This is a genomic window from Schaalia canis (genome assembly GCF_003858455.1).
Taxonomy (GTDB): Bacteria; Actinomycetota; Actinomycetes; order Actinomycetales; family Actinomycetaceae; genus Pauljensenia; species Pauljensenia canis.
In genome coordinates, this window is record NZ_RQZF01000009.1 from 106,182 (window position 1) to 117,583 (window position 11,402).

Annotated in this window: 11 protein-coding genes; all 11 read right to left on the reverse strand. The window is 58.3% G+C overall.

What is annotated here, in order from left to right:
* Positions 1-2: 2 nt before the first annotated feature.
* Positions 3-1,016: a DUF8094 domain-containing protein gene (locus EII11_RS08350; protein ID WP_124871422.1), complete on the reverse strand. Its 1,014-nt coding sequence runs from the start codon at positions 1,014-1,016 to the stop codon at positions 3-5.
* Positions 1,013-2,785 carry an ICP22 family protein gene (locus tag EII11_RS08355; RefSeq protein WP_124871425.1) on the reverse strand — a complete coding sequence of 591 codons (1,773 nt, stop codon included), beginning with the start codon at positions 2,783-2,785 and terminating at the stop codon, positions 1,013-1,015. The genes EII11_RS08350 and EII11_RS08355 overlap by 4 nt, the downstream gene beginning before the upstream one ends.
* A 144-nt stretch (positions 2,786-2,929) precedes the next feature.
* On the reverse strand, positions 2,930-3,172 hold the full coding sequence (locus EII11_RS10880) for a hypothetical protein (RefSeq protein WP_124871551.1): 243 nt from the start codon (positions 3,170-3,172) through the stop codon (positions 2,930-2,932).
* 53 nt (positions 3,173-3,225) lie between these two features.
* Entirely contained in the window at positions 3,226-4,449 is a 1,224-nt protein-coding gene (locus tag EII11_RS08365; protein ID WP_124871428.1) for an N-acetylglucosamine-6-phosphate deacetylase, read from the reverse strand.
* Positions 4,450-4,552: 103 nt separating this feature from the next.
* Positions 4,553-5,821 carry a DNA glycosylase AlkZ-like family protein gene (locus EII11_RS08370; RefSeq protein ID WP_240623115.1) on the reverse strand — a complete coding sequence of 423 codons (1,269 nt, stop codon included), beginning with the start codon at positions 5,819-5,821 and terminating at the stop codon, positions 4,553-4,555.
* Between the two features lie 32 nt (positions 5,822-5,853).
* A complete protein-coding gene (nucS, locus tag EII11_RS08375) occupies positions 5,854-6,555 on the reverse strand; it encodes an endonuclease NucS (RefSeq protein ID WP_124871430.1) in 702 nt (233 codons plus the stop codon).
* Between the two features lie 28 nt (positions 6,556-6,583).
* The gene (locus EII11_RS08380) at positions 6,584-6,994 is read right to left on the reverse strand and encodes a DUF2550 family protein (RefSeq protein ID WP_165867124.1); all 411 of its coding nucleotides are present in this window, start codon (positions 6,992-6,994) and stop codon (positions 6,584-6,586) included.
* Between the two features lie 101 nt (positions 6,995-7,095).
* Positions 7,096-7,359, reverse strand: a complete 264-nt coding sequence (locus tag EII11_RS08385) for a F0F1 ATP synthase subunit epsilon (RefSeq protein ID WP_124871436.1) — start codon at positions 7,357-7,359, stop codon at positions 7,096-7,098.
* Positions 7,359-8,807, reverse strand: a complete 1,449-nt coding sequence (gene atpD, locus EII11_RS08390; protein ID WP_124871439.1) for a F0F1 ATP synthase subunit beta — start codon at positions 8,805-8,807, stop codon at positions 7,359-7,361. Before atpD ends, EII11_RS08385 begins: the two co-directional genes overlap by 1 nt.
* Positions 8,808-8,834: 27 nt before the next feature.
* Entirely contained in the window at positions 8,835-9,764 is a 930-nt protein-coding gene (locus tag EII11_RS08395) for a F0F1 ATP synthase subunit gamma (protein ID WP_124871442.1), read from the reverse strand.
* A 3-nt stretch (positions 9,765-9,767) separates the two neighbouring features.
* Entirely contained in the window at positions 9,768-11,402 is a 1,635-nt protein-coding gene (gene atpA / locus EII11_RS08400) for a F0F1 ATP synthase subunit alpha (protein ID WP_124871446.1), read from the reverse strand.

Below are 11,402 nucleotides of genomic sequence, written 5' to 3' on the forward strand. Positions count from 1 at the left end.
GGTCACTCTCCCTCAGGCTTCGCGGCGTCATCACGGGTCACGGATTCAATGGCCCGCTCTACGCCAATCACACTGGCCTTATCGTTCGATCCCTCCACAGGAACACGGATCAACACATTCAGCAGGTAGTTGACCGTTACCTTACCCACGACATTGGCATCCCCTGCCAAAGCTGCAGGAGAACCACCCAACTGCATCTTTGAACGGGCAATCGTGCGATCGTACGTGTGAGAGTAGGTCACAGTACCCGATACAAGCGCTGCCCCATCCTGCAGGAGAACACCGGTCACAGGGAAATCACCTGTCTGAGCCTTCGCTGTTACCGTACCAGCAGAGGACACTGCCTCATTAAGGTCCTTCACTGTTTTGAGGTAGCTGTTTTGAGTGAACTCATCAGCAGTGAAAAGATCCGAGCCAGCCGTACCCGAGTTCAAGACCTCAGCATACTTAGCGACAGCATCCTTCGGAGTCACAACAAACCCCGCTGCATCGGGAGCAAGGTAAGGGGAGCCCTCTTGGACAGACAGTGTTGAAATCTTCGTGCCGCCAAGCAGTCGCGTCCAGTTCTGGAGCTTGTAGCCAGAACGTGCATCCTCTTGAACGAAAACATAGGCTGCCGGAAGGGCACCACTTTCTGCCTTCGAAATATCGACAACGACACGCGGCCATTCAGCCGAATTTGTCACCGTCAAAAGCTGCGGAGTCAGATCCAGATGAGGAACAGCAGCACCCGTCTTGGACGCCAGGGTGTACTGAGCTGCGCGCATCTTCAGCGCAGGATCGCTCACGCGTTCAGCGAGAAGCTCCGATTTCCCCGCCTTATCGGCCTCATCGATAGTCTCTTGCGCCTCACGCAGCATTGTGTCGATACGCTCAGCATCAAGATTCGGCGTGCCACTCTGGCTCTCGGACTGAGTGGGAGAATCCACCACAACGTCACCTGAACATGCTGCCAAAGTGCCCGAGGCAGCAAGGGTGAGAGCAAGTAAGGCGCTCACACGTCGTCGGTTGCTCATTCTTCCTCCTTCGCGTGGGTACCACGCTTCATCCACGACGACATGAGGGAACTCCATCCCCCTGCCTGCCCTGTTGGTCGCGAGGATGAGGAATCCTCGTCATGGTTTGTCGAAGAATCTTCTTCCCCTGCAGGCTCATCTACTTTTTCGTCACCATCGCCGGTGTCTACCTGCCGGGTCACCACGGGAAGCAAACCTGTATCGAACTCTCTACCGTCGATCACCAAACGTTCCAGGCCGCGTTCCCGTGCTTCACGCAGCGCTCGGCGCGAGGGCAAAATTGCCGCACCTGGCCGAATCGATGACAGATCAATGGTTCCGGTATCGGTTGGAACAGTCTCTGGCGGATCGGCCTCGATCGGCCCGCCATTGGCTGCGTGGCGTCCAATGGTGAGTACACGCGGTTCGTCCTCATTTGCCTGCGGCGAGCCAGCGGTCTTTGACACTACGGGAACGTCTGCGGTGTCATCACTGACCTCACTCCCCTGCCCGGCGTGATCATCTCGATCGGCAGCGTGTCCTTCCCCAACCTGGGAGTCCACCATGTCAGCATATTCTTCAAGGTAGGCAGCCTCGTCGTGAGAAGGCGCATGTTCACCAGAAGGTTCAGGTTCTCCGCCGAGCTCATCGGCCTCGAAAGAGGGTTCTTCCCCCGCATCATCAGGAGTATCCGGTTGGTCCCAGCCATCATCGGGTACCGAGGAGAACACGTCAATCGTCGTCTCTAGCGGAATAGACGAGTCCCCACCCTCAACGTCGAGATCTGCTTCCTTATCGGAGTGGTCAGCGGGGTATTCATCAGCATCAGGCTGTCCTTCGGATGCAATGTTCTCGCTCATAGCAGCGTCCTCAACGCGTACATCCGTGTCAACAGCTTTTTCTGCGGCGTCCCTTCCTTCGTTCCCAGAGGCATCACTGTCGCGTTGCTCCGCTGAGGCTGCATAGTCAGCAATCTCTTCCAGAGAAATCGCCTGAGTATCCGTAATATCCGCACTCTCGCGAGCAGCAATACGTTCCGCACGCTCATGACGCGAGTTCATCACACGCCACTGGCGATACGCCAGGAATACTGCGATTGCAGCAAACAGGATCGACAGAACCCACGCAAAGACTGCAAGCACATTCGTCTTCTTCACCCCCCAGGTCAGGGTGATCGTCGGAGCCGCATTTCCCGATTCACTCGCTGCCATAATTGCCTGGCCTGCAGCAACATCCTTCAAATCCAGGGAAACAGAGCCCTTGCCACTCACTTCCCGCAGCCACATGTCATTGGAAACAATCTCGTTGACAACGCCACCACCAGACTGTGCGGTATCAGCCGTGCCCGATGCAGACTGTGCACCATCGGCTGGTGGTGTTGCCTGGGACTGCGCATTATCCTGAGCACCGCTTTGTGCGGCTTGACCACTCTGCGCAGCCTGGGTGCTGGCCGATTCATGCTCTGCGGTCTTGAGCATGGTGAGTCCACCCTCAACACCAATAATCTCGGTGTAAGCAGAGGTGCCAATCCATCCCATAATGTCGGCCGGAGTGCCCACGACAAGGGCGACTTCCTCATCCTGGGCAGCAGAAGCAGTAACCTTCACTGACTGGCCAAATAGAGGCAAGACGCCATCTCGCGTCATGACAAAGGGCTGTGAAGGCGTCACCGAGGCGACGACTTCCTGTGCGGGCTTCCACACTGTCAGCCCCAAGATGCCCACAATCATGCAAAGGACAGCCAGTGCTGCAGCGACAAGTGCTGCGGCAAATTGTTGAAGGCGTTCCATAGGTCATGCTCCTTGTGACGGCTGTTGCTAGCGATCCTTAATAACGATACGGGAAATGTGGCAACGCTGTCAGAATGAGAGCGTCCTATTAGAAAAAACTCACCGAAAAAGCGGAATCCCTCATGACATTCTAGTATTTCGACGTCAACGGGGCCTTAATCTTCTGTCCCAACAATCTGAATGCCAATGCCGACGCCCATCAAGGCCCTGAGGCATCCCAAAGGGAGCTTCTTCTGGCCATGCCACCACATGTGCTACCCCCGCCGCCACAGTATGCAGGCAGCCAGGGCACACATAGTCCTTCGTTCCTCCGCGTACCCGACGAACCTGGTAGGGCGCACCTTCAGGTCCCAGTTCCGTTCGAGGGACAGAAGCAAGCCGCCCCATATCAAGAGGTCGGTGCTCCTGCCCCCACGGACGCTTTGAGGAACGTCGTCCCATCAGCGCACCTGTGTGCCGCGGCGCCACACAGACACCACAGACAATTCGCCATCAACGGCGACGACATCAGCCTTGCGACCGGCCTCAAGGCGACCAACGCTCGTATCACCAAGAATGGCCGCACCCGTCTCGGTTGCCATGTAGACAGCATCAATCAAGGGAATCTGCGCCTGCTGGACAGCAACGCGCACACAGTCCATCAAGTGTGCGGTACCTCCAGCAATGGAATCACCCTCAGCTAAGCGGGCAACACCCGCCTCCACACGCACCTTCTGAGGGCCAAGCTGGTATTCGCCGTCAGCCATACCCGCTGCGGCCATTGCGTCGGTGACAAATACGCACTGTTCACGACCAAGGATGGTGTAGACCTCACGAACAATCGCAGGATCAAGATGAATACCATCGCAGATCATTTCGACAACGGCGCCGCCCTGGGAAGAATCGGCCAGGAACTCAGCAATCGGGCCGGGGTCACGGTGATGCAAAGGACGCATCCCATTAAAAAGATGGGTGACAGTCGCACGATCGGAACGACGGCATGGTGTGCGGTCAAGGACCTCGCGGGAATATTCAAGGGCTGCCTTTGCGGCAGCAGGATCGGCGTCAGTGTGGCCCCACGACGGCAAAGCGCCACCCTCAATCAGGACATCCACAACGGAGCCCTCACCGATCATGCCAGGCTTTTCTGGCGCAAGAGTCATGGTGACTGTATTGCCGTTGGTAGCCTCAATCAGGCGGGCAGTCAGCTTGGGATCGGGGTCAATGATGTAAGTACCATCTTGCGCGCCCTTACGCTCGTGGGAAACGAATGGCCCTTCAAAGTGGATGCCTGCAAGTTCGCCCTCGTCAGTGAGGGCCCCCAGCAAAGTGGCACGCTCAACGAGAACGTCAGGGGCGGCCGTCACCGTCGAAGCAACAAGAGTGGTCGTACCGTGAGCGCGGTGTTCGTTAATGGCGACCATCGCTTGTTCACGGGTGGAAGCATTGGGGAAAGACTCACCGCCGCCACCGTGGCAGTGGACATCAACCAGGCCCGGCATATAGGTCAGACCAGAGTGAGGAGTGCTGCTGAGGAGATCAGCATATTCAGGATGCTGTGCAACAACAGCGTCACGCTCACCAACAGCGGTGATAGTGTCACCAGCGCACAGGATAAGTCCGTCTTCACAGAGGGTATCGGGCAGGATCACACGTCCACGAAGGACCAGCACGTTGTCAGACATATTCCCATCTTCCCACTTTTCAGCCGCTGCCCAAAGCACTTGGCGCAAACGTCGTCAAAAGACGTCATATTGCTGTCACATCAGTCTCGAAAGGGTCTTTCCCTCAACTCCCATTTCCCTCAACTCCCAGCCGCTCCCGCATGTCGGCAATCGCCATGCGCACGCGCTGATCCATATCTTCGGTCACATGAATGTCCTGAGCCCACAACAGTCCCTTATTCACCGGGTTAACAGCAATCACGCGGCCGCCCTCGACAAGCAAAGGTCGGAAAAGCCCATTATTCGTGGGGCAAATCAGCTTCTCCCCCGCCGCATCGGTCAGACTCAAACGGTTCTTAAATCCAACATGCAATTCCTCGAAGGAGGGAAGGTAGTGCAGGGCTTCTGCCTCCTGACGATTCTCGCTGAGAATATCAAGCAAATCAGCCCGCATCACATAGAATCCGCGCATCCCCACTCCCCCAGCGTGCTTCGTCCTGGCAGTCCCCGAAGCAGTAGCTGAAGGGGCATGCGTGCACAGTTCAACACCAACTTCAACGTCGCCCTCGTAGACCGCTCGCACCCACACCAGGGGGCCGATGGCAATTCCGCCCGTCGTGCCTGCAGGTGACGAGGCCGATGCCTCCACCGCGTGACGCAGGGCGCGCGCACTGACGCTTACACTCAGCCCCGTCCATCGTGCAAGGTCAGCGGCACATACCGGGCCATGTCCCCACGCATATCGGGCGGCAATCTGCGCCAAAGCCGCATCATGATTTGCCTGGCCAAAGGCCACCCCAACACCCACCGGACTTGAATCCGCATCAGGAAGCTGCGTCGCATCCACGATGAGGTGTTCCCCTGCGACCTGCTGCGCTCCCACAGCTATCCCCTCAATATGGAGGCGCAGCAGGAAAGCACGTCTGCGCGCCTGAGCGTCTTCCGAAGCAGGATCAATAAGTCCGTCCTCTTCCCACGCACGACGCAGATCGGCACGAGTGGCTCCACCTGTGCGGGCGATGACCTCAGTGGCAATATCGGCGCTGCGAGTCAGCTCAGCATCGGTGAAACGAGAGGGGCCGTATCGGTGCGCCAGCGCAGCTCGCAGCCAGTGGTGATCCTCACGGGTGGAAATGTGGACGGTGCCCCGCATCGGCCACGAACGAAGAATCTGGTGACTGGCGAAAGCCTGCCACACGGCTGCTGCATCCGTCCCTGATGTCTCGCGGGGCCCCTGTGTTGACAGTCGCGCGGCAATGGCATGAGGAACGGCTGACACCTGCTGACCCTGCATTGCCAAAAGGGAGCGCACGACCTGTGCAGGTGTGGAAGTGCGTGTGGCCTCGACAAGGCCCAGTGAACACATCCGCAGGAGGGAAAACTCATTAGACATGGACGACACCCAGTGGACGTGGCGGGAGGCTTTCAGAACAGGCGTGACTCGACATCGTCCACGCCCCGCATCGCGTCATAGTCCAAGATCATGCACTCAATGCCGCGATCTTCAGCCAAGGTTCGTGCCTGCTTGGTAATTTCCTGAGCGGCAAAAATACCGCGCACGCCTTCCAAAAGCGGATCGCGCGAGAGTAACGCCAGGTAGCGGGTAAGCTGCTCCACGCCGTCAATCCCTCCACGACGCTTCACCTCGATCGCCACATGAACGCCATCAGCGTCACGAACCAACAGATCAACCGGGCCGATTGCCGTCGGGTACTCGCGGCGGACAAGCTCCCAGCCGCGCCCCAGCAAGGTTGCGACCTGCTCAGAGAGTAGATGCTGAAGATGAGCCTCAACACCGTCTTTCACCAAGCCTGGATCAACGCCGAGATCTTCGGTCACATCGTGAAGAATCTCGTGAATACGAATAACGAGCTTATCGTCGCTCTTTGCTGCTTGAACGGTCCACACTTCCTGAGTGCTGTCACTCAGGTGGTCATCCTCGTGCGGCTCCGACACAGTCACCGTACACGGAGCCGTCATCCAGTTCAGTGGCTTGTAGGACCCTCCCTCAGAATGGATCAGAACTGAGCCGTCGCCCTTGAGCATAATGACGCGCAGGGCAGGGTCAAGGTGGGCGGTGAGGCGACCGGAATAATCAACGGTGCAACGGGTAAAGACAACACGCACGCAGGTGAGCCTACCGCATGACGCGCGCTTAGAAGGCCGTATGGTGAGGCGCGCCGGATTCTACCCAGGACACTAAACCGTTGAAAGTCTGCGGATCGACGGCAAGATCCCACTGTTCATCACCAGAGGTGATAGTGACCTCAAGCATGCCATCGACAGTGCCATGAGGTCGGGCAGGAGAAAGCTCAAGAGTGCGACGCGCCAACACAAAATAAGGGCGATTCGACATTGACACAAGGCGATACCACGTCAGGGTTTCCGCTCCGTACTGGCCAACACCCGCATACCACTTACCATCGTCGCCCACTTGAAGGGCAGAAGAAAAAGAACCGATTGTTCGGTTCAAACGCTGTGCGCGCACATTAATAAACACCAGGGCCAGAACTGCCAGTACACCAAGTACAGCAAGTACCCACCCAAGAACACCCAGAGGTGTCATGACAGTCCCTTTCATCTCGGGCCCGAAGGCCAGGCCGTTGTGATGTGAGTATAAATGAAGGGTGGTTGGTCCTTTTACCAGGACCAACCACCCTTCAGTGTTCAGGATTCGAAACCGCTATTTGCGACCACGGTGACAAAGTCAGAGTCAACAGAGACAAAACCCCCGTCTACGGTGAAATGCCGCTTCTGACCGTCAGTGGTGCTCAGGGTCATCTGTCCGTTACCGAGAGCAGCCAGCAGAGGCTGACGGCGCGGCAAGATACCGAGGGAGCCGTCAAGGATCGGCACCTGGACCTGCGTGCACACGCCATTCCAGAGGCGTCCCTCAGCGGAGACAACCTCAACTTGGAGAACCCCAGCCATCAGGCGTCCTTCTCAATCTCGTGCCAACGGCGCTCGAGGTGCTCGATGCCACCGATATTGTAGAAGGCCTGCTCGGGCACCTTGTCGTAGTAGCCCTCAGCAATGCGCTTGAATGCCTCAATGGTCTCTGACAGAGGAACGGTGGAGCCTTCAACGCCAGTGAACTTCTCTGCCATGTAGGTGTTCTGGGAGAGGAACTGTTCGATGCGGCGTGCGCGCGCAACGGTGATCTTATCCTCTTCAGAAAGTTCATCCACACCAAGAATGGCGATGATGTCCTGAAGCTCCTTGTTCTTCTGCAGAATTGCCTTGACATGGGTTGCCACGTCGTAGTGCTCGCGGCCTACGATTGCCGGATCAAGGATACGGCTGGTGGAAGCCAGCGGATCAACGGCCGGGTAGAGACCACGGGAAGCAATCTCACGGGAAAGTTCTGTGGTTGCGTCCAAGTGGGCGAAGGTTGTGGCCGGAGCGGGGTCGGTGTAGTCGTCAGCGGGGACGTAGATTGCCTGCAGGGAGGTGATGGAGTGACCACCTGCAGAGGTAATACGTTCCTGAAGCTGACCCATTTCATCCGCCAGGTTGGGCTGGTAACCCACAGCCGAGGGCATACGGCCCAGCAGGGTCGATACCTCAGAACCTGCCTGAGTGAAACGGAAGATATTATCGATGAACAAGAGCACGTCCTGATGCTGAACATCACGGAAGTACTCGGCCATGGTCAGACCAGTCAGGGCGATACGCAAACGCGTGCCCGGTGGCTCGTCCATCTGGCCAAAGACCAGGGCGGTCTTGTCAAAGACGCCCGCATCTTCCATTTCGTGGATGAGGTCATTGCCTTCACGGGTACGTTCACCAACACCAGCGAAAACGGACACACCGCCATGGTCTTGAGCCACGCGCTGGATCATTTCCTGGATGAGAACGGTCTTACCCACGCCTGCGCCGCCGAAAAGGCCGATCTTGCCACCCTGAACGTAGGGGGTAAGAAGGTCGATGACCTTGATGCCCGTCTCGAACATCTTGGTGCGAGCCTCAAGCTGGTCGAAGGCCGGGGGTTGACGGTGGATGGGCCAACGCTCAGTTACCTCAAGGGTTTCACCCGGCTTGAGGTTGAGGGGCTCACCGGTCACGTTAAAGACGTGTCCCTTGGTGACGTCACCGACGGGCACCGTAATGGGGCTGCCGGTGTCGGTCACCTTTGCTCCACGAACGAGGCCGTCGGTGGGCTTCAGTGCAATAGTGCGAACGAGGTTATCGCCCAGGTGCTGAGCGACCTCAAGGGTCATGGTGAAAGTGCCCTCGTCCTCGCCCTGTCCCGCCAGATCCACGTCCACGTGGAGAGCGTTGTAGAGAGGCGGGATGCGGTCGGGCGGGAACTCAACGTCGACAACGGGTCCAACGACTCGCGCGACGCGGCCCTCGCCGCCGGTGACTGTTTCTGTCATGGTGTTCTTCTCCGCTTCCATGGGCACTCAGCCCTGAACCAGTGCGTCGGCCCCGCCAACGATCTCGCTAATTTCTTGCGTGATCTCCGCCTGACGGGCCGAGTTGGCCAGGCGCGTGTACTTAGTGATGAGCTCTTCAGCGTTGTCCACAGCGGTACGCATAGCACGCTGACGAGAAGCCAGCTCCGATGCGGCTGCCTGCAAAAGGACGTTATGGATGCGGCTCTCCATGTAGAGGGGGAGCAAGCCATCCAGAACGGCCTCAGCCGAAGGAATGAACTCGTATTCGGGGAAGGTCAGATCGGGGTTGTCAGTCCACCCCAGCTCACCTCCGCGTTCCTCATCCGAGATAGGAGTGTCAACGATGGTCAGGGGCATCATCTGACGGACGTCAGGAACCTGACTCATCATCGACTTGAAGCGCGTGTAGACAAGGTGAACCTCAGACACTGCTGTCACCGGATCTTTATCCAGGAAGCGCGCAAGCAGTTCTGCGGCGATCTCGCGGCTGGTTGTCACCGTTGGCGAGTCCGACTCCCCTTCCCAGGCGCGCTCAATCGGCACGTTACGGAAACGGAAGTAGCTCTGGGCGCGTCGGCCACAGGCGTAGAGCACAGGCTCCTTGCCCTCTGCGCGCAGACGGGAGATCAAACGCTCCGTCTCACGCAGGATTGTTGCCGAATAGGCACCCGCCATACCGCGGTCTGCGGCCACAACAAGCACAGCCACGCGCGAGGTGTCCTCGCGATGAACAGTGAGCGGATGATCCAAGTCCGTGTGGACGGCCACTGCCGCCACAGCTTGGGTCAAAGCCTTCTCGTAGGGGCCAAGCTCCGCCGCCGCGCGGCGAGCCGAGCCGATACGAGAGGCTGCGATCATCTCCATCGCGCGGAAGACCTTGCTCAGCGTTCGCGTAGATGCGATCCGCTGCTTGTAGATCCTCTGCTGACCACCCATGCGTCAGGCCTTTCCGCCAGCGCGACGAACGGTGATCTCTTCGCGGGATTGCTCAGCTTCAACCTCGGAATCGTCAAGATCCATCGCACCACGGGCGCTCACCCACTGGGTGTGGAACTCTTCGACAGCAGCCTTCAGTTCAGCTTCCGTTTCGTCACTGAGCACACCGGTTTCGGTGATAGTAGTCAGCACCGAGGAGTTCTGGCGCAGGTAGTCAAGCAAACGAGCTTCGAAGGGAAGGACATCTGCGACGTCAAGGTCATCAAGGTAGCCGTTGGTACCTGCCCAGATAGAGGCCACCTGATCGGCCACGTCGTAGGGCGAGTTCTGAGGCTGCTTGAGCAGCTCCATCAGACGCTCACCGCGGATGAGCTGCCTACGGGTCACAGCATCAAGGTCAGAGGCGAACATGGCAAAGGCTGCCATTGAGCGGTACTGAGCCAGGGTGAGCTTCAAGGTACCGGCAACCTTCTTCATGGCCTTAATCTGAGCGTCGCCACCAACTCGAGACACCGAAATACCCACGTCCACAGCGGGACGCTGGTTGGAGTTGAACAGGTCGGACTGAAGGAAGATCTGACCATCGGTAATGGAAATAACGTTGGTCGGAATGTAGGCCGACACGTCATTTGCCTTGGTTTCAATGATGGGCAGGCCCGTCATCGAACCGGCACCGAGTTCGTCAGAGAGCTTCGCACAACGCTCCAGCAGACGGGAGTGCAGGTAGAAGACGTCGCCGGGGTATGCTTCGCGGCCCGGGGGACGGCGCAGCAGCAGGGAGACGGCGCGGTATGCTTCTGCCTGCTTGGACAGGTCATCAAAGACGATAAGGACATGCTTGCCCTGGTACATCCAGTGCTGGCCGATAGCCGAGCCGGTGTAGGGAGCCATGTACTTGTAGCCTGCGGGGTCAGAGGCTGGGGAGGCCACGATCGTCGTGTACTCCATTGCACCGGCATCTTCCAAGGTCGAACGCACCGAGGCGATGGTAGAGCCCTTCTGACCCACAGCAACGTAGATGCAGCGCACCTGCTTAGTGGGGTCACCCGACTTCCAGTTCTCACGCTGGTTGAGAATGGTATCGATGGCGATAGCGGTCTTACCGGTCTGACGGTCACCGATGATGAGCTGGCGCTGACCACGGCCAATCGGGATCATTGAGTCGATGGCTTTCAAGCCGGTCTGGAGGGGCTCGTGCACCGACTTACGCATCATAACGCCGGGAGCCTGGAGTTCCAGAGCGCGACGTCCGTCAAGATCGGTAATCTCGCCTAGGCCGTCAATGGGGCGGCCCAGTGGATCCACGGTGCGGCCCAGGTAGCCGTCGCCAACGGGAACGGAGAGAACCTCGCCCGTTCGGTGAACAATTTGACCTTCTTCAATATTGGAGAAGTCGCCCAGGACCACAGCGCCGATCTCACGCTGATCGAGGTTCATGGCCACGCCCAGCGTGCCGTCCTCGAATCGCAGGAGCTCATTGGCCATAGTGCCGGGAAGTCCCTCAACGCGGGCGATACCGTCGGCGGTCTCGGTGACGTAGCCGACCTCTTCGGTGGCAACCTCAGAGGGACGGTAGGAGTCCACGAAGGAGTCCAGAGCCGCCCGGATCTCCTCGGGACTGATGGAAAGATCAGCCAT

Excerpts from the sequence above, each read along its gene's own strand:
- EII11_RS08355 (WP_124871425.1), bottom strand. The coding sequence starts at position 2,785 with ATGGAACGCCTTCAACAATTTGCCGCAGCACTTGTCGCTGCAGCACTG.
- EII11_RS08370 (WP_240623115.1), bottom strand. The coding sequence starts at position 5,821 with ATGTCTAATGAGTTTTCCCTCCTGCGGATGTGTTCACTGGGCCTTGTC.
- EII11_RS08365 (WP_124871428.1), bottom strand. The coding sequence starts at position 4,449 with ATGTCTGACAACGTGCTGGTCCTTCGTGGACGTGTGATCCTGCCCGAT.
- EII11_RS08380 (WP_165867124.1), bottom strand. The coding sequence starts at position 6,994 with ATGACACCTCTGGGTGTTCTTGGGTGGGTACTTGCTGTACTTGGTGTA.
- EII11_RS08395 (WP_124871442.1), bottom strand. The coding sequence starts at position 9,764 with ATGGGTGGTCAGCAGAGGATCTACAAGCAGCGGATCGCATCTACGCGA.
- EII11_RS08385 (WP_124871436.1), bottom strand. The coding sequence starts at position 7,359 with ATGGCTGGGGTTCTCCAAGTTGAGGTTGTCTCCGCTGAGGGACGCCTC.
- atpD (WP_124871439.1), bottom strand. The coding sequence starts at position 8,807 with ATGACAGAAACAGTCACCGGCGGCGAGGGCCGCGTCGCGCGAGTCGTT.
- EII11_RS10880 (WP_124871551.1), bottom strand. The coding sequence starts at position 3,172 with ATGGGGCGGCTTGCTTCTGTCCCTCGAACGGAACTGGGACCTGAAGGT.
- atpA (WP_124871446.1), bottom strand. The coding sequence starts at position 11,402 with ATGGCTGATCTTTCCATCAGTCCCGAGGAGATCCGGGCGGCTCTGGAC.
- EII11_RS08350 (WP_124871422.1), bottom strand. The coding sequence starts at position 1,016 with ATGAGCAACCGACGACGTGTGAGCGCCTTACTTGCTCTCACCCTTGCT.